The 21510-nt window shown below is 72.5% G+C and carries 17 protein-coding genes, 1 pseudogene and 1 riboswitch; of the genes and pseudogenes, 9 read left to right on the forward strand and 9 right to left on the reverse strand.

The genetic code is table 11. The features are described from left to right. Positions 1–294 precede the first annotated feature (294 nt). The gene (locus AC3WLN_RS07355; RefSeq protein ID WP_463774444.1) at positions 295–1830 is read left to right on the forward strand and encodes a sensor histidine kinase; all 1536 of its coding nucleotides are present in this window, start codon (positions 295–297) and stop codon (positions 1828–1830) included. 4 nt (positions 1831–1834) lie between these two features. On the opposite strand, the gene cobT is transcribed toward AC3WLN_RS07355, so the two are convergent. Continuing rightward, a complete protein-coding gene (cobT, locus tag AC3WLN_RS07360) occupies positions 1835–2875 on the reverse strand; it encodes a nicotinate-nucleotide--dimethylbenzimidazole phosphoribosyltransferase (protein WP_492480386.1) in 1041 nt (346 codons plus the stop codon). Positions 2876–2977: 102 nt separating this feature from the next. Here cobT and cobS point away from each other — a divergent pair, with 102 nt between their 5' ends. The 3 genes from cobS to AC3WLN_RS07375 are packed head-to-tail and all read left to right on the forward strand — an operon-like array spanning position 2978 to position 4749. Continuing rightward, positions 2978–3796: an adenosylcobinamide-GDP ribazoletransferase gene (gene cobS, locus AC3WLN_RS07365; protein WP_492480387.1), complete on the forward strand. Its 819-nt coding sequence runs from the start codon at positions 2978–2980 to the stop codon at positions 3794–3796. Positions 3797–3847: 51 nt separating this feature from the next. Beyond that, positions 3848–4063, forward strand: coding sequence for a DUF1289 domain-containing protein (locus tag AC3WLN_RS07370; RefSeq protein WP_492480388.1), 216 nt, complete (start codon positions 3848–3850; stop codon positions 4061–4063). After that, positions 4060–4749 (forward strand): retropepsin-like aspartic protease family protein, encoded by a 690-nt coding sequence (locus AC3WLN_RS07375; RefSeq protein WP_492480389.1) that lies wholly within the window; start codon positions 4060–4062, stop codon positions 4747–4749. The genes AC3WLN_RS07370 and AC3WLN_RS07375 overlap by 4 nt, the downstream gene beginning before the upstream one ends. A gap of 81 nt (positions 4750–4830) precedes the next feature. Here AC3WLN_RS07375 and AC3WLN_RS07380 read toward each other — a convergent pair whose 3' ends face one another. The 3 genes from AC3WLN_RS07380 to AC3WLN_RS07390 form a co-directional block, all read right to left on the reverse strand. Beyond that, positions 4831–8181, reverse strand: a complete 3351-nt coding sequence (locus AC3WLN_RS07380) for an autotransporter outer membrane beta-barrel domain-containing protein (RefSeq protein ID WP_492480390.1) — start codon at positions 8179–8181, stop codon at positions 4831–4833. Positions 8182–8395: 214 nt separating this feature from the next. Then, positions 8396–9406, reverse strand: coding sequence for a tRNA dihydrouridine(20/20a) synthase DusA (dusA, locus tag AC3WLN_RS07385; RefSeq protein ID WP_492480391.1), 1011 nt, complete (start codon positions 9404–9406; stop codon positions 8396–8398). Positions 9407–9457: 51 nt separating this feature from the next. Continuing rightward, positions 9458–10141, reverse strand: a complete 684-nt coding sequence (locus AC3WLN_RS07390) for an urease accessory protein UreE (RefSeq protein WP_492480392.1) — start codon at positions 10139–10141, stop codon at positions 9458–9460. 205 nt (positions 10142–10346) lie between these two features. Here AC3WLN_RS07390 and AC3WLN_RS07395 point away from each other — a divergent pair, with 205 nt between their 5' ends. Then, positions 10347–10616 carry a YMGG-like glycine zipper-containing protein gene (locus AC3WLN_RS07395; protein ID WP_056212224.1) on the forward strand — a complete coding sequence of 90 codons (270 nt, stop codon included), beginning with the start codon at positions 10347–10349 and terminating at the stop codon, positions 10614–10616. 88 nt (positions 10617–10704) lie between these two features. Here the strand turns inward: AC3WLN_RS07395 and AC3WLN_RS07400 are convergent, their stop codons facing one another. Continuing rightward, positions 10705–11940 (reverse strand): TIGR03862 family flavoprotein, encoded by a 1236-nt coding sequence (locus AC3WLN_RS07400; RefSeq protein ID WP_492480393.1) that lies wholly within the window; start codon positions 11938–11940, stop codon positions 10705–10707. A 188-nt stretch (positions 11941–12128) separates the two neighbouring features. Here AC3WLN_RS07400 and AC3WLN_RS07405 point away from each other — a divergent pair, with 188 nt between their 5' ends. Then, complete coding sequence (locus AC3WLN_RS07405) at positions 12129–13166, forward strand: TerC family protein (protein WP_492480394.1); 1038 nt, start codon at positions 12129–12131, stop codon at positions 13164–13166. 68 nt (positions 13167–13234) lie between these two features. On the opposite strand, the gene AC3WLN_RS07410 is transcribed toward AC3WLN_RS07405, so the two are convergent. The 3 genes from AC3WLN_RS07410 to AC3WLN_RS07420 form a co-directional block, all read right to left on the reverse strand. Continuing rightward, a complete protein-coding gene (locus AC3WLN_RS07410; protein ID WP_492480395.1) occupies positions 13235–13990 on the reverse strand; it encodes an N-acetylmuramoyl-L-alanine amidase in 756 nt (251 codons plus the stop codon). Next, positions 13987–14712: a TerB family tellurite resistance protein gene (locus AC3WLN_RS07415; RefSeq protein WP_492480396.1), complete on the reverse strand. Its 726-nt coding sequence runs from the start codon at positions 14710–14712 to the stop codon at positions 13987–13989. The genes AC3WLN_RS07410 and AC3WLN_RS07415 overlap by 4 nt, the downstream gene beginning before the upstream one ends. A 157-nt stretch (positions 14713–14869) precedes the next feature. Next, entirely contained in the window at positions 14870–15778 is a 909-nt protein-coding gene (locus AC3WLN_RS07420; RefSeq protein ID WP_492480397.1) for a collagen-like protein, read from the reverse strand. Positions 15779–16009: 231 nt separating this feature from the next. On the opposite strand from AC3WLN_RS07420, the gene AC3WLN_RS07425 reads away from it, so the two are divergent. Together AC3WLN_RS07425 and AC3WLN_RS07430 are read left to right on the forward strand one after the other, a co-directional pair. After that, positions 16010–16870, forward strand: coding sequence for an ImuA family protein (locus tag AC3WLN_RS07425; protein ID WP_492480398.1), 861 nt, complete (start codon positions 16010–16012; stop codon positions 16868–16870). Continuing rightward, positions 16767–18353: a Y-family DNA polymerase gene (locus tag AC3WLN_RS07430; protein ID WP_492480399.1), complete on the forward strand. Its 1587-nt coding sequence runs from the start codon at positions 16767–16769 to the stop codon at positions 18351–18353. The genes AC3WLN_RS07425 and AC3WLN_RS07430 overlap by 104 nt, the downstream gene beginning before the upstream one ends. Before the next feature lie 710 nt (positions 18354–19063). Here AC3WLN_RS07430 and thiC read toward each other — a convergent pair. Beyond that, on the reverse strand, positions 19064–20956 hold the full coding sequence (gene thiC / locus AC3WLN_RS07435) for a phosphomethylpyrimidine synthase ThiC (protein WP_492480400.1): 1893 nt from the start codon (positions 20954–20956) through the stop codon (positions 19064–19066). Between the two features lie 80 nt (positions 20957–21036). Then, positions 21037–21145, reverse strand: a riboswitch (TPP riboswitch). Positions 21146–21294: 149 nt separating this feature from the next. On the opposite strand from thiC, the pseudogene AC3WLN_RS07440 reads away from it, so the two are divergent. Next, positions 21295–21510 (forward strand): annotated as a pseudogene (locus tag AC3WLN_RS07440) (hypothetical protein); the annotation flags it as partial.

The following is a 21510-nucleotide window of genomic DNA, read 5'->3' on the forward strand; positions in this document are numbered from 1 at the left end:
CCCGGCCTCCCGATCGCAGTTTGGAACGAGGCTAATCGTTGCCGGTCCGTAACCATGTGCGGCAGCACACGCTGGTCGATTGCATTCCATTCCCGCGCGGGGACCGGATACCCGCCGAAATCGCTCACGAATTCCTGTTCATACGCCGCCGCCGGGGCGCGGATTCGCGACAATCCTCCCGGTTCCGGCAGGCGGTTCTTAACATATCCGGCGCAGGCTCGGAGGGGTTGTATCCCAGCCGCTCGACGGTCCCGTGCCCGACCGCGACGCCTCCTCCGACTCCTCAAGACGGTGATGACCGACCTGACTGCCGAGATGATTCAGCGCGGCCGTGGTCCCTCTCCCCAGGAGGCCGCGCGCCGTCGCGAGGTGGCGCGGGACATGCGCTCGGCCCGGGAGAAGCTCACCTCGACGAGCGGGCTCGAACGCGCCTTCGACTACGAGCTGATCCGCGTCTACGCGCAGTACCGCTCGGGGGCGGTGATCCCCCTGGCCCTGCTCGGCCTCGTGGTGGCCGGCATCGCGGCGATCTGGACCCCGCCGGCCCTCGCGGCGGCCTGGGGCCTCTGCCTGCTGGCGACCGTCGCCGTCGCGAAGCTGCTGACGCGACGCTTCCTGGCGCAGGACCCGGCCGCGGTCTCGGTGCGCAGCTGGCGCCGTACCTTCATGGCCGCGGAATTCCTCCAGAGCACCGCCTGGGCCATGATGGTGCTGGTCGGCGCCTCGGGCGCCCGCACCTTCGTGCTGTTCGGCCTCGTCATCGTGGCCGCCATGGCGACGATGCTCGCCGCGACCCTGCCGGCCGCCGCCGGGGCCGCCCTGGTGCCCCTCTGCATCGCCGCCCTGTCGCTGCTCGCCGTGTCGCAGGACATGAACACGATGATGCTGGTCACCATGGTGGTGGGCGCGCAGCTGTTCTTCCTCGGCCTGGGGCGCCGGGTCTACGCCTCCACCGTGGAGGCACTGCAATCCCAGGCGGAGAAGGATTCGATCTTCGGCGAACTCGAGCAGGCCAAGGCCAATTCCGACGAGGCCCGCCGCCGCGCCGAGGAGGCCAACCTCGCCAAGTCCCGCTTCCTCGCCACCATGAGCCACGAGCTGCGCACGCCGCTCAACGCGATCCTGGGCTTCTCGGAGGTGATGAAGAACGAGGTGTTCGGCGCCCACGTCGCCCCCTCGTACAAGGAATACGCCTCCGACATCCACGACAGCGGGATGCACCTCCTCAACCTGATCAACGAGATCCTCGACCTCTCGCGCATCGAGGCCGGGCGCTACGAGCTGAACGAGGAGGCGGTCCAGCTCGGGCACGCGGTGGAGGAGTGCCGCCACATGATGGGCCTGCGCGCCCGCGGCAAGAACCAGACGATCCACGAGTTCATCGACGGCAGCCTGCCCCGGCTCTGGGCCGACGAGCGGGCCCTGCGCCAGATCGTGCTCAACCTCCTGTCGAACGCGGTCAAGTTCACGCCGCCCGGCGGCGAGATCACCATCAAGGTCGGCTGGACCTCGTCGGGCGGCCAGTATGTCAGCGTGAAGGACAGCGGCCCCGGCATTCCCGAGGACGAGATCGGCACCGTGATGTCGTCCTTCGGCCGCGGGTCCCTGGCGATCAAGACGGCCGAGCAGGGCTCGGGCCTCGGCCTGCCCATCGTGAAGGGCCTCGTCGACCTCCACGGCGGCAATTTCCAGCTGAAATCGAAGCCGCGCGAGGGCACCGAGGTCGTGGTGATCTTCCCCGCCAGCCGCGTGATGGAGACCCTTCCGGCGCTGGAAGTCCCCGGCGAATCGCCGGCCGCGCCCGCCGAGAAGCGCGCCCGCGCCGCCTGAGCCGTCAGCCGGGGCTGCGTTCCGAGACCCCGGCCTGGGCGAAGGTCGCCATGTCCCGGTGGCAGGCGAGCGCGCCCTTGAGGAGGCCGAGCGCCAGGGCCGCGCCGGAGGCCTCGCCGAGGCGCATGCCGAGGGCCAGCAGCGGCACGAGGCCGAGGCGCTCCAGCACGTCCGCATGGGCCCCCTCCGCCGAGACGTGCCCGGCCAGGCAATGGTCGAGCAGCGTCGGCTCGAGGCGATGCAGGAGGGCAGCGGCGGCCGTCGCCACGTAGCCGTCGAGCACCACCGGCACGCGCTGGAGCCGGGCCGCCAGGATCGCCCCCGCCATGGCGGCGATCTCGCGGCCGCCGAGCCGCGCCAGGATCTCCAGGGGATCGTCGAGATGGCCGGCATGGTGGGCCAGCGCCGCCTCCACGGCCGCGACCTTGCGGGCGAGCCCCGCCGCGTCGATCCCCGTGCCGCGCCCGACCCAGTGGGCGGCCTCGCCCCCGTAGAGCGCCGCGTAGAGCGCCGCCGCCACGGTGGTGTTGCCGATGCCCATCTCGCCCAAGGCCAGGCAGTCGGTGCCGGCGGCCACCGCCTCCATGCCGAACGCCATGGTGGCGACGCAGGCCTTCTCGTCGAAGGCCGGCCCGACCGTGATGTCGCCCGTGGGCATGTCGATGGCCAGGTCGAACACCTTGAAGCCGAGGCCGTAGGCGGCGCAGATCTGGTTGATCGCCCCGCCGCCGGCCGCGAAATTGTCGAGCATCTGGCGGTTCACCGCATCGGGGAAGGCCGAGACGCCCCGGGCGGTGACGCCGTGGCTGCCGGCGAAGACGCAGACCAGGGGCCGGTCGAGGGTCGGCTGGCCCTTGCCCTGCCAGGCGGCGAGCCAGGAGACGAGGTGCTCCAGGCGCCCGAGGGAGCCGGCCGGCTTCGTCAGGGTGGCGTCGCGCTCGGCCACCATCGCCACCGCGTCCCGGTCCGGACCCGGGAGGGACTCGACGAGGCGGCGGATGTCGCTGAACGGAGTCGAGGCGGCGGTCTGGTCAAGGTCGGTCATGGAGCGATTCCGGTGGCCGGCCCGGCGCCAGGATGGCGGGCCGCCCGTCGCGGGAGCTATAACGATCCGGGCACGGGTGGTGAAGGCGAGGCAGGGTCCGCGATGAACGAGAGGGCCGAACCCGCCTTTCCGGGCGCCCGCCTGGCCTACGACCTGGCCGGCTGCCTGCGCTTCTATTCCCGGCTGCCCGTGCCGCCGCTGCCCGGCGAGGGCGACCCGCACGCGGTCCCGGACTTCCGCACCCTCCCCCGGATGCTGCCCCTGGCGGGCTTCCTCCTCGGCCTGCCCGGCGCCGCGGTGCTGCTCGCCGCCTGGGGCTTCGGCCTCGGACCCTTCCTCGCCGCCGGCCTCGCGGTGACGGCGGGCGTCCTGGTGACGGGGGCGCTGCACGAGGACGGCCTCGCCGACGTCGCCGACGGGTTCGGCGGCGGGACCACGCCGGCCCGGCGGCTGGAGATCATGCGCGACAGCCGCATCGGCGCCTATGGCGGCGTCGCCCTGATGCTGTCCCTGGCCCTGCGGATCGGCGCCCTGGCGACGCTCATCGACCGGGTCGAGCTCCTGACGGCCCCGGCCCTGCTGCTGGCCGCCGCGCTCTCGCGCAGCGCCGCCCTGGCGCCCCTCGCCCTGCTCCCCCCCGCCCGCCCCGACGGGGCCGGCGCCGCCGTCGGGCGGCCGAGCCGGGCGACCCTGGCGACCGCCGCCGCCCTGACCCTCGCCGTCGCCCTGTTCACCCTCGCATTCGGGCTCCCGGTGCTGGGCCTCGTCCTGATGCTCGGGCTCGGCCTCGGTGCCGCCCTCGCGATCACCGCCCTGGCGCGACGGATGATCGGCGGGCAGACCGGGGACGTGGTCGGGGCCGCGCAGCAGGCAGCCGAGATCGCCGCCCTCGTCGGCCTGCTCGCGGCCGTCCCGGGCTGACGGGCGGCCGGACTTGATCCCGACGCCGTGGCCCTGGCATGGACGGGGGCGATGACCCAGCCCCGCCCCAAACCCTCCAGTCCCTGCACCAAGCTCTGTCTCCTCGACGGCGCGACAGGCCTGTGCGAGGGCTGCGGCCGCACCCGGGACGAGATCGCGCTCTGGGGCTCGATGTCGGAGCCCCAGCGCCGGGCGGTGATGGCCGAACTGGACCTGCGCCTGCGGACGGCCTACCCGACCCGCATCCCGACCCCGGCGGCGTCATGATCCTCGTCGGCCTGATCATCCTCGGGGGCGCCCTGGCGGTGCTGCTCCTGTCCGACGACACCCAGCGCATCGTCGGGATGGAGCCGGACCAGTTCGCGCAATTCGCCATGAGCGCCGGCCTCCTGGCCGTGGTGGCGGCCGGGTTCTGGCACCAGTTCCGCAGCCGTATGAGCGCGAACCTGATGGCCCTGGTGGTCTGGGGTGCCCTCGGGGCCGCCCTGGTCGCCGGCTACGCCTACCGCGACGAGGCCCGGATCATCGGCGACCGGATGCTCGGGGCGGTGCGGCCCGGCAGCGCGGTCACGGACGCGGACGGCACCGTGACGATCACCCGGCGCGCCGGCGGCGATTTCCACGTCCGGGCCGAGGTGAACGGCCAGCCCCAGGGCTTCCAGTTCGACACCGGGGCCAGCGCCGTGGTCCTCACCGCCGAGAGCGCGGCCGCCCTCGGCATCCGACCGGCGGAATCCGAGTTCAGCGTCCGGGTCTCGACCGCCAACGGCGTCACCGTGGCGGCCCCGGCCTTCCTCGACAGCCTGCGGATCGGCGGCATCGTCGAGCGGCGGGTGCCGGCCCTGGTGAGCCGGCCGGGCGCCCTGCGCGAGAATCTGCTGGGCATGAGCTTCCTCGACCGCCTCGCCTCCTTCGAGGTCCGCGGCGACCGGCTCGTCCTGCGCGACCGCTGAGATCCCGGTCCCGGACCGCGAGACGCCGCCCCGGAGGGGACGGCGTCGTGACACCCGTCCTTGTCGGACCCGTGCGTGGGCTCAGAACCGGACGGTGAAGTTACCCTTGACGGCATGGTCCTGGGCGCGCTCGCCGACCTGTCCGGTATAGGCCACGCCCAGCGTGGCGTCGCGCGCCACGCGCACGTCGAGCCCGGCCTCGGCCACCAGCGCGTCCCGGCCGATCGGGGTGCCGGCCACGAGGAAGCTCGGGCCCGTGCCGAAGCTCAGGAGGGCCTTGGGCACCACGTCGCCGTAGGCCCGGCGGTAGCCCACCAGCCCGTGCAGCGAGACCGGCGCGGCCCCGCCCAGGTCGAGGCTGGCCTGCCCGCGCAGGCCCACCGTGGAGGTCGCCACCTCGGTGGTCTGCGCCGCGCCCGTCAGCGCCGCCAGGCCGCCCGTCTCGGCGAAGCGGTCGCGCCCGATCGACACGTAGGCGCCGCCCACGAAGGGCTCGAGATAGGCCGGCGGGACCGGAGCCGTCGGCCGATCGCCCCTGGTGATCGGCGCGGACGCCACCGCGCCGAGGAAGAACCGGTAGCCGAGCTCGCCGAAGCCCTGCACGGTGGCGCCGCCATAGCGGGCCGTGTCGCTGTCGGCGAACCCGGCGAAGGTCACGGCCCGGCGCAGGCGGCTCGACTGGTCGGCGTAGACCGCGCCGAGGCGCAGGGCCACGGGGCCCTGCTCGAAGCCGCCATAGAGGCCGCCGAAGCCGCTCTCGATGGTGCCGGAGGAGAGCCGCCCGGTGCCGTCGAGGCTCGTGGTGGTGTAGCCGCCGGCGACGCCCAGCCGGAAGCCCGTCTCCAGGCGCACATCCGCCCCGAGCACGAAGCCGGAGGTCTGGCGCGAGAGGCCGGCGGCGTTGCCGTCGCTGCGCGCCTCGCCGAAGCTGCCGAAGCCCTGGCCCCAGAGCCCGAACACCCGCGGGTCGAGGACCCGCACCGGCACCGGCGCGACCGGAGCGGCCCGGCCCGGCAGGTCGGCGGTGTAGGCCGCCGGCAGGGTGCCGTAATCGTCGAACTCGGCCGCGCCCGGGCTGGCGCCCCGGCGCAGGCGGTCGAGGATGGCCTCGCGCACGAAGAAGGCGGTCTCGAACTGGGCGCCCGCCGCGCTGGCGTGGATGTCGCCGGTGAGCGCACCGAAGGCGGCGCGCGCCTCGGGCGTGGTCAGCCCGACGGTGCGGCCGTAGAGGGCGGCCCCCGGCCCGGCAGCCTGGATGGCGTCGGCGACGCCGGCCTGGTTGCGGGTCTGGGCGATGCTGGAGAAGGCGATGTCGTTGCGCGTCAGCGTCAGGTCGACGGCCCCGGGCTGGTAGCGCAGGGTGGGGGTGAGGAAGGCGAAGTTGGCGCTGACCCCGTCGAACCGGCCCTGCACGCCGCCGCCGGCGGTGAGCACGGTGTAGGCGGTGCGCGGAGCGTAGGTGCCGGCGGCGGCCTGGACCTGGACGGTGCCGCCGTTGAGGGTGGCGGTGCCGGCCACCGCGAGGCGGTCGGCCTGGCCTGCGGCGTCGGCCTCGACCTGGAGGGTGGAGCCGGGGGCGAAGCTGGCATTGCCCGCCACCGCGAGGGTGCCGACGGAGTTGCCCGGCGCCACCACGGCGCCGGACTGGGCCGCCAGACCGCCCACCGTGCCGGTGCCGCCGAGGCTGGCGCCGGAGCCCACCGTCACCACCGAGCCGGCGAGGCTGCCGTTCACGGCGAGACGGCCCTGGGCCACGCCCGTGGCGCCGCTGAAGCTGCTGGCGCCGGTGAGGCTGAGGCTGCCCGCCCCGGTCTTGGTCAGGAGGCCGGTGCCGGCGATGGGATTGGCCAGCGTGCCGTCGACGGCCTGGTCGAGGATCAGGCTGGCATTGTCGACGATGGCGCCCGAGCCGAGGCTGCGGGCCGAGCCGACGAGGGTGCCGCCCGCGATCGTGGTGCCGCCCGCGTAGGTGTTGGTGCCGGTGAGCACCAGGGTGCCGCTGCCGGCCTTGGTCAGCGAGCCGGCGCCGCCGATGTCGTTGTCGAAGCTGTCCAGGGCCGAGAAGCCGCCCTGGGCCGCGTCCATCGTCACCGTCACGGGGCCGCTGAACGCGCCGTAGCCGTCCGCAGCCGCGTAGAGGTTCAGGCGTGCGTAGCCCGAGCCGTTGTCGAGGGGCTGGCCGGAGGCGATCTCGGTGGTGGCGAGCACGTCGCGGCGCTGCGCGGCGCTGAGATAGGGAAAGCGGGTGGCGAGCAGGATCTCGGCACCCACGGGGACGACGGGGGCGAGATCGGTCGGCCCCACCGGCGCGAAGCCGTAGGTCAGCCGGTAGGTGTAGTCGGCCTTGGTCCGGGCCTTGTCGGCGAAGCGGTCCGGCGTGCCCGATGCCGCGCAGGCCGCGACCGTCGTGCCGCACTGGCTGGTGAAGAGGCCGGTGAGATCGGTGCGCGCGGCGTTGAAGAGCGCCTGGAAATCGCTCGTCGTGGTCAGCGATCCCGGCACGGCGTAGTTCAGATATTGCGGATTGTTGTTCAGCAGCTGGACGAGATCGTGGATCGCCAGGATGCGGCCCGCGATGACGTCCATCGCGTAGTGGGCGCCGAGCACCACGCGGCTGTTGCCGTATTCCGAGCCGCGCGCCACGGCCTCCTGGAAGCGCTCGGGGACGAGCTGGGCGAACAGGATCGCGGTGGTCTGCCCGAAGGTGGTGTGGCCGCTGGGATAGGCGGCGTTGCCGCGCAGGGTCGGCACGATGTCCGTCACGTTGTTCGTCGGAACCCCGAAGAAGTTCGGCTGGGTGAAGGACGCCGTCTGGTCGGGGCGGGCCTGGGCCGGCCGGGCATTGCCCACCGTGTTGGCGCCGGCCGGAGGGTTGTAGACCCGGTCGTAGGCTCCGAAGACCCCGCCCGCCGGTAGGTTCTGGGAGCCGATGAAGGTCGCCGGCGATCCCGTGACCGTTCCGTTGGCGAGGTAGTTCTTGGCGAAGGCCGAGTCGCTGCCGGACACCGCGTTCGCCTGGCGGATCAGTTGCAGCACGTTTTGCGAAAACGAGGTCTCGGTGGTCGGGATGAAGGTCGCAGGCCCCGGATTCGCCGCGCTGGTGGGGCTCGCGGCCCTGTAGAGGGTGCCGAGGCGCGAACCCAGGGCGTCCGCGACGACCACGCCGTTGGAACTGGTGATCGTGTTGTCGATGGTCGCCCGGAGCTGCTGCTCCGGCGTCGCACCGTTGTTGATCGCCAGGGAGGTGGCGAGGTTGGCGTTGAGATCGGCGATGCCGGCGGCCGAGTTGGGGAGAACGCTCAGGCCCGAGATCAGCCCCGTCGCCGTGAGGTTCTGCGCCGACTGGGCGCGTGCGCCGGTCGCGCCGAGGGTGGCCGCGACGAGGGCCGCGATGGATACGCCGGAAAGGGAAACACCTGGATGAAGTCGCATCTCTGCCCCCGAGCCTGGCGCTCCCGCACGAATCATCGGAGAGCCGCCGCGGCAGGTATGGGGACAAACAGAAGCGGCCGCGCGTTCATAATCAGGTCACAATATCCCGGACATTGCCATGTGATATTCGTGCAACGATCAGATTGTAATTTGCCGAATACTGATTAATCCGTCCCCTGAACAGATGATCCGAATCGGATCATCTGCGCTGCCCTCAGGCCGCGCTCGCTTCCGCCGCGCTCATCCGGCGCTCGGCCTGGGCCACCAGATCCGCCGCCTCCCGCAGGGTCGCCAGGCCGGCCTCGGGCTGCAGTCCGAAGGTCGAGAGGTGCCGGCGATAGGCGCGGGCGCCGGGTCGGCCGTTGAACAGGCCGAGCATGTGCCGGGTGACCGCGTGCAGGCGCACGCCCTCCTGCAGGAAGCCGGCGAGCACGGGCTCGAAGGCGTCCAGGGCCGCGAACGGGTCGGCGGCCGGAGCGGGTTCGTCGAACAGGGCCGGGTCGACGTCGAGGAGGATCGCCGGATCGCTGTAGGCGGCCCGGCCGATCATCACACCGTCCACCGCCGCGAGGTGGGACGCCGCCTCGGCGATGGTGGCGATGCCGCCGTTGATGGCGATGGGCAGGGCCGGATGGGCCTGCTTCAGCCGCGCCACCCGCGGGTAGTCGAGGGGCGGCACGTCGCGGTTCTCCTTGGGCGACAGGCCCTGGAGCCAGGCCTTGCGGGCATGGACCACGAGGCCGTCGACGCCGGCCGCGACGACGGCGTCCGCCAGGGCGTCGAGGGCCTGCTCGGTGTCCTGCTCGTCGACGCCGATGCGGCACTTCACCGTAACCGGCACCGACACCGCCGCCTTCATGGCGGCGACGCAGGCGGCCACCACGGCGGGCTCCCGCATCAGGCAGGCGCCGAAGCGCCCGTCCTGCACCCGGTCGGAGGGGCAGCCGACATTGAGATTGACCTCGTCGTAGCCGAAGCCCTCGGCGATCCGCGCGGCCTCGGCGAGGTCCTCCGGGTTCGAGCCGCCGAGCTGCACCGCCACCGGATGCTCCCGCGCGTCGAAGCCGAGCAGGCGCTCGCGCGGGCCGTGGATGACCGCCCCGGTGGTCACCATCTCGGTGTAGAGGCGGGCGCGCCGCGACAGGGTGCGGTGGAAGGCCCGACAGTAACGGTCGGTCCAGTCCATCATGGGGGCGACGGAGAAGCGGAGGTCGCGGGCAATCATCGCGCCGACATAACCGTCCGCGCCGCCGCCTTCAACGCGCGGCCGGTCCGCTCAGTGGTCGTGCTTGCAGTCCGGGCCGTGCACGTGGCCGTGCGCGCCGTGATCGTGGGAATGCGCAGGACCGTGATCATGGTCGTGATCGTGGCCTTGGGCCGCATGGGAATGCCCGTGATCGTGATCCGCGTGGTCGTGGCCCGCATGGTCGTGGTTCTTGTGGGCCTGCGCTCCATGGCCGTGGTCCGCGTGGTCGTGCGCGTGATGGGCATGATCGTGATGGGCATGATCGTGATGGTCGTGGCCGCACTGGCTGTGGTCGTGCGCCGCGCGCTCGGGCTTGAAGGCACGGGTCACCGGGCTGGCGGCGCAGCCCTGGCCGCGGACGAGTTCGGCGGCGCTGCGGGGAACGTAGAGCACGTCGGCGGCGATCTCGGCCGGCACGTGGCTGCCGCCGAGCTGCCAGGCGAGGCGGAGCAGCCGGGCCGGGTTCTCGGCGCGGACCTCGAGGAGCGGTTCCCCGGCGGCGCGGATCGCCACGAGGCGACCGTCCTCCAGGCGCAGGGCATCGCCGTCCTCCAGGGCCGCGGCCTTGGCCAGGGCGAGGGACAGGCTCAGGCCGCCTTCCCCCGTCAGGCTCTCCGGCGGGGCCTGCCGGGCGGCATGGTCGAGAACGATCGTGTCGACGATCGCATCGGCGCGGACGGCGACCTTGCGGACGATGGCGGTGGCGCGCTGCATGGATTCCTCGCGGCGGAACGGGCGGCCGGCGCCGCCCCGATGGGTCCGGATGGCCGCATCACTAGAGGGTTTTTCGGGGAAACGGAAAGGCGGACGGGAACCTTGACCGTACGGCGTGCATTTCCCGGGCGGAATGCTTAAGCTCGGGCGGCACGAACATCACGGCCCAAGGCCGGGTCACGACGCACAAGGGAGTCTCGGAACCATGAAGAAGCTCATTGCCGCCACCCTCGCAGGTGCCCTCGCCCTCTCGGTCGGCGCCTGCAACACGCCGCAGGACCGCGCCCTCGGCGGCGCCGGCCTCGGCGCGCTCGCGGGTGCGGCCATCGGTGGGGCCGCCACCGGTCGCGCCGGCGGCGCGCTCGCGGGTGCGGCCATCGGCGGCGCCGGCGGCGCCATCGTGGGCGCCTCCACCGCCCCGCGCTGCCCCTACGGCACCTACCGCGACGCCTACGGCGACGTGTACTGCCGCTGAGACCCGGCACCGCGCGGCCCGGAACGGCCGCGCCGGACCATCAGGCTCCCTCTCCCCCGAGAGGGAGCCTTTTTCGTGGGTCGGCGCCTCACGCGCCCCGCTCCATCCAGGCCAGCATGCCCGCCGCCGCCGCGCGGCCCGAGGCGAAGGCCCCCTGGAGGAGGTAGCCCCCCGTCGGCGCCTCCCAGTCCAGCATCTCGCCGGCGACGAAAGTGCCGGGCCGCCGGACGAGCATGAAGCCGGCGTCGAGTTCGCCGAAGCGGACCCCGCCCGCCGTGGAGATCGCTCGATCGAGGCCGCGCGGCGACAGGAGACGGAGCGGTGCCGCCTTGATCAGGGCCGCCAGGGCCTCGGCGCCCACGGGCAGCGGGTGGGCCGCCTCGCGCAGGAGGCCGATCCCCACGGGCGTCAGCGCGGCGGCCTTGCGCAGGCGGTTGGCGAGGGAGAGCCCGGGCTTCGGATCGCGGAGCGCCCGCGCCAGCGCGGCCTCCTCCACGTCCGGGCGGAGATCGATCTCCAGCCGGGCCTCGCCGCGCTCGGTGGCGGCCCGGATGCGGTGCGCGAGGGCGTAGATCGCTCCGCCCTCGATCCCGTCGGCGCTGATCACGGCCTCTCCGCGCACGCGGGTGCCCTCGAGGCCGAGGGCGATGCGCTTCAGGGGCGCGCCGGCGAAGCGCTCGGCGAAGACCGGCGACCAGGCGACGGTGAACCCGACATTGGCGGGCTTCAGGGGCGCCACCGCGACGCCGTCCCGTTCGAGCAGGGGCACCCAGGCGCCGTCGGAGCCGAGGCGCGGCCAGCTCGCGCCGCCGAGTGCCAGGAGCACCGGCCGGTGGGCGGTCTCGACCCGTCCCTCGGGGGTCTCGAAGACCGGGCTGCCCGCATCCGACCAGCCGGTGAAGCGGTGGCGGGTACGGATGCGGACGCCCAGCCCGTCGAGGCGCTGGAGCCAGGCCCGCAGCAGCGGCGAGGCCTTGAAGGCCTCCGGGAAGACGCGGCCGCTCGACCCGACGAAGGTCGGCTGGCCGAGTTCGTCGCACCAGGCGCGCAGGCCGCCGGGCGGGAACGCCGCGATGGCCTCGGCGAGCGCCCCGCCCGCCGGATGGTAGCGCCCGAGGAAGGCCGGGAGCGGCTCGGAATGCGTGAGGTTGAGCCCGCCGCGCCCCGCGATGAGGAGCTTGCGCCCCACGCTCGGCATCCGGTCGTAGAGGGTCACGGCGTGGCCGGCCTGCGCCAGCACCTCCGCGGCCGCGAGACCGGCCGGTCCACCGCCGATCACGGCGGGCCCGGCCCCGTCCCGGCCGTTGCGTTCGCTGTCAGTCATGCGCCCTGGGAAGCCGCCGGGGACCGGCCCTGTCAAGCGTGACGGGTCGATGCCCTTGATTCGCCCGGTTCAGAGTCCCAACTGCGCCTCATCGGCTGCGGGCCCCTCTGGCGGGATGCTGCATGATGCGTTCCGTGATGTCGGAGCCGATGCTTTCTCTCCTCAAGAAGCATCGACGGTCCTGCGTCATGGTTGATATTTTGTCCTACGAGTGGCTCGGCAAGCCGGTCTGGATGTGGCTGGGCTTCCATGCCCTGGTCGCAGGATTGCTGGCCTTCGACCTCGGGCTCCTGCACCGAGACAAGAATCACGAGATCGGCGTCAAGGAGAGCCTGCTCCTCACAGCCTTCTACTTCACCCTCGGCATGATCTTCGGCGGCTGGGTCTGGTGGTATCTCGGGCCGCAGGCGGGCCAGGAATACGTCGCCGGCCTCGTGGTCGAGAAGTCGCTGTCGATGGACAACGTCTTCGTGATCGCCGTCATCCTCACGGCGCTCGGCATTCCCCGGGCGGCCCAGCACCGGGTGCTGGTCTGGGGCATCCTCGCCGCCGTCCTGCTGCGCGGCCTGATGATCGGCCTCGGCGCGGCCCTCGTGCACCAGGCCGCCTGGGTGTTGTCGATCTTCGCCGCCTTCCTGATCTTCGCCGGCCTCAAGATGCTGTTCTCGAAGGAGGAGGAGCCGGGCGACATCCGCGAGAACAGGGCCGTCCGGTTCCTGCAGCGCGTCCTGCGCATCACGCCCGAGCTGCACGGGCAGCACTTCATGGTGCGGAAGGCCGACCCGAAGACCGGCAAGACCGCCCTGTGGCTGACGCCCCTGGCCCTGGCGCTCATCCTCGTGAATGGCGCCGACGTGATCTTCGCCGTCGACAGCGTGCCGGCGATCTTCGCGATCACCACCGACACCTTCGTGGTCTACACCTCGAACATCTTCGCGATCCTCGGGCTGCGCGCCCTCTATTTCGCGCTGGCCGCGATGGTGGACCGCTTCGCCTACCTCAAGACGGCCTTGGCCTTCATCCTGATCTTCATCGGGGGGAAGATCGTGGTCGCCGACACCTTCGATCTCGTCCACGTGCCGCCGTGGGTCTCCCTCGCGGTCACCGTCGTCTTCCTCATCGCGGGCATCGCCTACAGCCTGTGGCGCACCCGCGGCAGGGTGCCGGACGAGGCGCACGGGGACGTGCACGGCCATGGCGGCGAGGCGGTGCAGCACCGGGCGTGATCGGCGGCCCGTTCGACCCTCCCCCCCTGCGGGGGAGGGTCCGTACTTTGGTTCGGGATCGAGAGACCCTACCGTCCCGGCAGCGCCGCGATCAGGTCCCGCAGGGTCGTGATGGTCGAGGCATCGGCGACGCCGTCGACGCGGGCCGGGCGGAAATGGCGCTGGAACGCCGTCACCACCGCGCCCATGCGGGCATCGAAGGTGGCGCTCACCGGCAGGTCGTAACCGTAGAGGGCGAACATCGCCTGCAACGCCTCGATCGGCGGGCCGGCATCGCCCTGCGCGAAGAAGCGGCCGTCGCGGATCGGCGCCGGCGGCACCCAATGGCCGATGCCGGCCCGGGCGAGGCTCTCCCAGGGGAAGTGCTCGCCGGGGTCCTCCTTGCGCTCGGGCGCGATGTCCGAATGGGCGAGGATCCGGTGCGGAGCGAGGTTCCAGCGTCCGGCGAGGTCGCCGCACAGGGCGATCACGGCCTCGATCTGCGCCGGGGGATAAGGGGGCAGGCCGCCCGCATGGCCGCCATTGACGATCTCGACGCCCAGCGAGCGCGAGTTCACGTCGCTGATCCCGGCCCACGACCCCTGCCCCGCATGCCAGGCCCGGCGGCCCTCCGGCACCATCTGCACCACGCGGCCATCCTCGAGCACCACGTAATGGGCCGAGACCTCCGCCACGGGGTTGGCGAGGCGCTGCAGGGCGGTCGCCGCGCTCTCCATCCCGGTATAGTGCAGGATGAGGAGGTCGACCGGGCCGGCGCGCCGCTCGCCGTGGTTCGGCGATGGGTGGACGCTGGTGGCGACGGGGCTCTCGGGGGTGGGTTTCACGTCAGGCCCCGCTCGGTGCTGATCCGGTCATAGGCGGCGTTGATGGCCGCGAGCCGGCGGGTGGCGATGGCCACCGCCTCCGGCGGCAGGCCGCGGGCGATGGCCCGGTCGGGATGGTTCTCCCGCACCAGGGCCCGGTGGGCCGCCTTCAACCCGGCATCGTCGACGTCGTGGTCGAGACCCAGCACGAGATAGGGATCGTCGGAGAGGCGGACGTGCCGGGCGGCGATGCGGCGGAAGGCGGCCTCGTCGTAGCCGAAGGTCTCCGCCACCGCGCGCAGGTAGCGCTCCTCCGCCTCGTGGATGGCGCCGTCGGCCTTGGCGATGTGGAACAGGCCGTCGAGGACGTCCTCCAGCAGGGCCGGCTCGTCGTGGAAGGTGGTGGCCAATTGCCGGGCATAGGCCTCGAAGCCGTTCGCCGTGCCCTTGGCGAGGTCGAACAGTCGCTGCACGCCGGGCCGGGCGCGCTCGTCCACCTGCACCACCTTGGCGAAGGCCTCGATCTCGGCCGGCGTCACCACGCCGTCGGACTTGGCCATCTTGGCCGCCAGCGCCACGAGGCCGGTGGTGAAGACCACGTCGCGCGGCGTCGCGCCGAACAGCGCGCCCTCGCGGTCGACCAGGAAATGCCCGGCCACCCCGCCGACGAGTCCGCCGAGGGGACCCCCGATGGCGAGGCCGAGGCCGGCCCCCCCGAGCTTGCCCCAGATGCCCACGCTCATCGGGAAGCCCCGCGGGCGCTGGAAACGGAACGGGCAGGGACAGGCGGCATGAGGGGCATCGACAAGGATGGCATCGGCATCGGCGCGAAACGAAGCGCGTCCTTACACCGGACGGCTCCGTTTCGGCGAGGGGCGATCGCCCGGGTCGGCCGGCCCCTCAGCGCCGGGCGCAGAGGCCGACGAGGCCTTGGGCCTCGCTGGGGCAGGTCGCGCTTAAGGACCCGTCGGCGCCCGTCGTCACGAGGGCGCTGCCCCCCTTCAGGCACAGGGCCGAGGCCAGGATCTCGGTGCCCTCGCAGGTGATCGCGCAGCCCGAGGCCGGGCAGGTGTCCTGGCGCACCACCCGGAACGGGGATGCGGGTGCGGCGGCCGCCAGGGCGGCCTGACCGGCCTCGCCCTTCGGACCCGCCGGGCCGCGCTCGCCGGGCGATCCTTTCGCGCCGGTCTCGCCCTTCGGACCCGTGTCTCCCTTCGGACCCGGCTCACCCTTGGGTCCGGCCTCGCCCTTCGGGCCTGCCTCACCCTTGGGACCCGGCTCGCCCTTGGGACCCGGCTCACCCTTGGCACCCGGCTCGCCCTTCGGTCCCTGGGGACCGGGCAGGCCGGCGACGCCCTGCGGGCCGGCGGGGCCGGTCTCGCCCCTGTCGCCGGTCTCGCCCTTCTGGCCCGTCTCGCCCTTCGGTCCGGGCTGCCCGGCGGGGCCGCAATTGGCGATGACCGCCTCGCGCTCGTCCTCGCCCGCCTTCAGGGTGGCGATGCAGTTGGTGGGCACGTAGGGCAGGCGGAAGACGAAGCGGCCCCGGCTGTCGGCGATGATCGAGATGTCCTCGTCGAGCACCACCACCATGCCGGGCTTGCGCACGCTGCCCGAGATGCGCAGGTCGCCGTTCTCGAAGCGGGCATCGTAGACCTGGATCGGCTGCGACACGGCCTGGGGCCTGCGCGCCTTGGACGCCGCCCTGGCGTCTTCGCCCCTGGGCTGGGCCGCCGTCTGCGCGGCGGCGGGGAGCCCGCCGGCGACGGTGAGGAGGCCCGACAGGACCACGAGGGCACGAGCGAGACGCATGGAGTTCTCCCGGCTGATCCGCGTCTGCTGCGCGGCAGGCGAGGAGTGCTGCCCTGCCGCCGTCACAGGGTCAAGCGTGACCTGAATGCCGCTGCGGCGCCCGCTATCCACAGGCGTCCACAGCCTTCCACAGGCCAAGTCCCTGAGCCCGGGAGAAATTCCGAATCCCGCCGGAAACCGGTTGAGTGTGTTCCTGTTTTGTTCTTAGCGTAGCGGGAAGGAGCGCAGCCGATGAGACAGAGCCCTGAAGATCCTCCCGATGCGGAGACCGAGATCCTGCCGGCGGACCGGCTCGATGCGGATGGGCCGTCCCGGGACACGGCACCGCAGGATTCTCCCCCCCTCGATCTGGCGGCCCTGCGCGACCTCGTGGCCGGACGCGGGGGCGCCTCCGTTCTGCGGGGTGCCCTCCCCTTCGGCATCCACGACGTCGATTCGCGGCTCGCGCAGGGCGGCCTCGCCCTCGGGCAGCTGCACGAGATCGCCCCGGCCCAGGTCGGGGACGAGCCGGCGGCCCTCGGCTTCGCCCTGGCCCTGGTGGCGCGCCACCTCGCCCGGGTACGGGGCGAGGCCCTGCTGGTGGTGGGCCAGGGCCACCCCCTCCCCTACGGACACGGGCTCGCCGGCCTCGGCCTCGACCCGGGGCGGCTCCTGCTGTTCGAGGTCGCCAGCGACGGCGACGCCTACCGGGCCCTGGAGGAATCTCTGCGCGCGCAGGGGCTGGCGGCCGTGGCGGGTCTCGTCGATGCCGCCCTGCCCCTGGCCCAGAGCCGCCGGCTCCACCTGGCGGCCGGGCGGACCGACCTCCTCCTCCTCGTCCTGCGGCCTCCGGAGGCGGAGAGCCCCAACGTGGCCGCGACCCGCTGGCGGATCGCCGCCGGCAAGGCCCTGCGCGACCGCTTCGGCTGCATCGAGCGGCCGTGCTGGCAGGTGACCCTCGACCGAAGCCGCAACGGGCGGACCGGACACTGGCTTCTGGAGTGGGATCATGCCGCGCATCGTTTCGGTCTGGCTGGAGCATTGGCCGGTCACGCGGCTGAGACGGGCCCGGGCACGGACCTGCCCGACCGACGCGTCCAGCGCTCGGGTTGAGGGCGCCCGCGACGACGCTCCGCTCGATGACGGCCCCCTGGTGGTGGCCGCGATGGAGGCCAACGGCCTGCGCTTGGTCGCGGTGGACGCCGCCGCCCGCGCCCTCGGGCTCGAGCCCGGCGAGACCCTGGCCCGGGCCCGGGCCCGGATCGGCACGCCCGTCGCCGTCCATCCCGCCGACCCGGAGGCGGATGCCGCCGCCCTGCACCGGCTCTGCCTCTGGGCCAAGCGCTACACCCCCGTCGTCGCGCCCTACGGCCCGGCGGAGGGCGCCGACGGGTTCGTCCTCGACATCGCGGGGGCGAGCCACCTGTTCGGCGGCGAGGCGCAGCTGCTGGCGGATCTCGCCCGGCGCCTGTGCGAGGGCGCGATCCCGGCGCGGATCGCCCTCGCCGATACGCCCGCCTGCGCCTTCGCCCTGGCGCGCCACGGCGGGGGCGGCTTCGTGGCGCCCGGATGCAACGGGGAGGCCCTGCAGGCCCTGCCGGTCGCGGCCCTGCGCCTCGATCCCGGCACGGCGCAGGCCCTGGGCCGCCTCGGCCTGCGCCGGATCGGCGACCTCGCCGCCGCGCCCCGCGCGCCGCTGGCCCGTCGCTTCGGCGAGACCCTGCTGCTGCGCCTCGACCAGGCGCTCGGCCGCCGGCCCGAGCCCCTCGTCTCGGCCGAGGACCCGCGCGATTTCGAGGCCGTGCGCGGCTTCCTCGAGCCGATCGGACGGCCGGAGACCATCGTCGCCACGGCCATGCGCCTGATGGAAGGACTGGCCCCCCGGCTGGAGGCGGCCGGCCTGGGCGCCCGGGCTTTGCGGCTGTCCCTGACCCGCGTCGACGGCGTTCTGCGCACCCTCGACCTCGGCATGAGCCTGCCGAGCCGGTGCCCGGCCCAGCTCGGGCGCCTGCTGAGCCTGCGCCTCGACCGCCTCGGCCCGGCCCTCGACGCCGGCTTCGGCTTCGAGACCGTGAGCCTCGCGGTCACCGCCACGGGCACGATCGCGGCGCGCCAGGGACTGCTGGTGGAGACGCCCGCCGTCGACGGAAGGGCCGAGCATCTGGGGGATGCCCTGCGCCAGCGCCTGGGACGGCGGATGATGCGGCTCGGCTTCCGCGCGACCCACCTGCCCGAGCGGGCCGAGATCGCGGAGCCCTGGCGGGCGGGTCCGCCTGCCCGGGAGGGGCGGACCGATCCGGAGCCCCGGTCGCCGCGCCCCCTGGTGCTGCTCAGCCGGGGCGAGGCCGCCGAGGACGTCATCGCGCTCGCGCCCGACGGTCCGCCGCACCGCTTCCGCTGGCGCCGGCGCCTGCACCGCGTCGCCCATGCGGACGGACCCGAGCGCATCGCCGACGAGTGGTGGCGGGCGCCGGGTCCGCTGCGGGACTATTACGTGGTCGAGGACGAGGCCGGGCGCCGGCTCTGGGTCTACCGCGAAGGCTTCCCCACCATGGAGACGCCCGCGCGCTGGTTCGTGCACGGGCTGTTCGCGTGAGCGGCATCGTCCCGGCAAGCCCGACCGAGGCCATCGACGCAATTTACGATTGCATTGCGCGAAAGATCGCGCATTCTCGCGTGGCTCGCACGCATCGGTCGGGTTCTGGAATCGCCAGGATGAATGCCACCCCGGGGATGCCTGTCGGCCTTCGATCCATCGGAACCGCACTGGTGGTGATCGCCGCCGGTTCCGTGTCGGCCGCAGCCCCGGCGGATCGCGGGCGCGCGGAATTTGTCGCGACCCATCGATGCGCCGTGGTCGAGCGGCTGCGCAGCATTCACCGGCTCGGCCCGACCTCCACCTCGCGGGATCGTTTCCTCGTCGTGAGCGATGCACACGTGGGCCAGAGCTACGTCCAGTGCATCTTCTTCGATTCGGATACCCAGATGCACTGCGAAGCCTCCTCGGCGGCTTATGGCCCCCAGGACGGACACCCTTCGCTTCGAACTCTCGCAGCCTTCGGCCCAGGCCCTCGCCCGACTGGGCTTCGCTCAGGCCGATCCGGTAAGGAACTATGTTCGGGAGATCGCCCTCGGGACGCCGCCTGATTTCGACGTCGCGGCCACGCTCATGCTGAGCACGCTCCATGACGCGTACGGCGCCCGGTCGGACACCCAAATCGCGTTCAAGGCACCGAGGGCGATCCTTCCCCTTCGTCCTTGCCCCGGACCGGTCAAACGACGGTGACCGATCCGGGGACGAGCGGCCTACTCGGCGGCGTCGACGTAGAGCTTGCCGCCCTCGGCCTGGAACTCGGCCGATTTCGCCGCCATGCCGGCCTCGCGCTCGGCGGCGCTCATCGGCGTCGCCTCGCCCAGCACCTGCCCGGCCGCCTCCATCGCCAGCACCTCGGCGCGCAGGTCCTGCGTGATCTTCATCGAGCAGAACTTCGGGCCGCACATCGAGCAGAAATGCGCGACCTTGTGGGCGTCCTTCGGCAGGGTCTCGTCGTGGTAGGCGCGGGCCGTGTCGGGGTCGAGGGAGAGGTTGAACTGATCCTCCCAGCGGAAGTCGAACCGGGCCCGCGACAGGGCGTCGTCGCGCAGCTGCGCCGCCGGATGGCCCTTGGCGAGGTCGGCGGCATGCGCCGCGATCTTGTAGGTGATCACGCCTTCCTTGACGTCGTCGCGGTTGGGCAGGCCGAGATGCTCCTTCGGGGTGACGTAGCAGAGCATGGCGCAGCCGAACCAGCCGATCATCGCGGCGCCGATGCCGGAGGTGATGTGGTCGTAGCCGGGGGCGATGTCCGTGGTCAGCGGGCCGAGGGTGTAGAACGGCGCCTCGCCGCACTCCACGAGCTGCTTCTCCATGTTCACCTTGATCTTGTGCATCGGCACGTGGCCGGGGCCCTCGATCATGGTCTGGCAGCCCTTGTCCCAGGCGATCTTGGTCAATTCGCCCAGGGTCTCCAGCTCGGCGAACTGCGCCGCGTCGTTGGCGTCCGCGATCGAGCCGGGGCGCAGGCCGTCGCCCAGCGAGAACGAGACGTCGTAGGCCCGCATGATGTCGCAGATCTCGTCGAAGCGCTCGTAGAGGAACGACTCCCGGTGACCGGCGAGGCACCAGCGCGCCATGATCGAGCCGCCGCGGGAGACGATGCCGGTGACCCGGCGCGCGGTGAGCGGCACGTGGGCGAGGCGCACGCCCGCATGGATCGTGAAGTAGTCGATGCCCTGCTCGGCCTGCTCGATCAGGGTGTCCTTGAAGACCTCCCAGTCGAGCTTGAGCGGATCGCCGCCGACCTTCTCCAGGGCCTGGTAGATCGGAACCGTGCCGATCGGGACCGGCGAGTTGCGCACGATCCACGAGCGGATGTTGTGGATGTTGCGGCCCGTCGAGAGGTCCATCACCGTGTCGGCGCCCCAGCGGGTCGCCCAGACCAGCTTCTCGACCTCCTCGGCGGCCGAGGACGTCACGGCGGAATTGCCGATATTGGCGTTGATCTTCACCAGGAAGTTGCGGCCGATCGCCATCGGCTCCACCTCCGGGTGGTTGATGTTGGCCGGGATGATGGCCCGGCCCCGGGCCACCTCGTCACGGACGAATTCCGGCGTGATGAAGGCCGGCAGGGAGGCGCCGAAGCTGTTGCCGTCGGCCAGCGCGGCCTGCGCGCCCTCCAGCATCGTCTGGCGGGCGAGGTTCTCCCGGTTGGCGACGTAGATCATCTCCTCGGTGATGATCCCGGCGCGGGCGAACTCGTACTGCGTCACCATCTGGCCCGGACCGGCCTTGCGGATCTCCCGGGTGGCCGGACACGGGGCCACGAGCTTGTCCTCGGGCACGAACCCGTTGTCCTCGGGCTTGACCGCACGCGGCGTCACCGTGGCGTAGCCGCGCCGGGCGATCCAGGGCTCGCGCACCAGCGGCAGGCCGGCATGGAGGTCGATCCTCGCATCCGTCTCCGTGTAGGGGCCCGACGGATCGTAGACCCGCACCGGGTCCTCCTTCGGATCGCTGAGCGTGATTTCGCGGAACGGCACCCGGATGTCGTCGTGTCCGGCCACCGCCGCGTAGACCTTGCGCGAGCCCATGATCGGGCCGGTGGTCACCGCCTGGGGCTGGCCCTGCGGCAGATCCTTCGGGAGAACGGGTGCATTCATCGGGTTCGCTCCTGGCGTGGGAGACGATTCGGTTCGAATGCGGCGGTTTCTGGAGGGGATGGCGCCTGGGGATTCGCGCCGTCTTTTGAGATTCCCGTCCCTCCGCCGGTACGAACCGGATCAGGTTCAAGGGTCAGGGCGACGCGCCCAATCTCAGCTCCCGGACTCGGAGCCCCCCTCGGAATGCTTCCAGATTCAGGGTCGACGGCCGGTTTGTCAATCGCCGGATCGGCAAAGCGACGCGGAAGGGGGTGTGAAACGAACTTTGTCGTCAGGCCCCGCGTTCGTTCACCAGAAGTTCGATCCTCGGGATCGACATGCGAACGACAGGTTCTCCCATGAAGCGCATATTTCTGGCCTCGGCCGCCCTGGTTGGGGCCCTCGCGATGATTCCCGCTTCCGCCGACGCACGTCCGGGCGGCGGCGGAGGCGGTTTCCGGGGCGGTGGCGGCGGCTTCCACGGCGGCGGCCTGGGTGGCGGCGGCTTCCGGGGCGGCAATTTCGGCGGCGGCGGATTCCGCCATGCCGGGTTCGGCGGATACCGCGGCGGCTTC

It is taken from the genome of Methylobacterium sp. FW306-05-D (assembly GCF_058782155.1).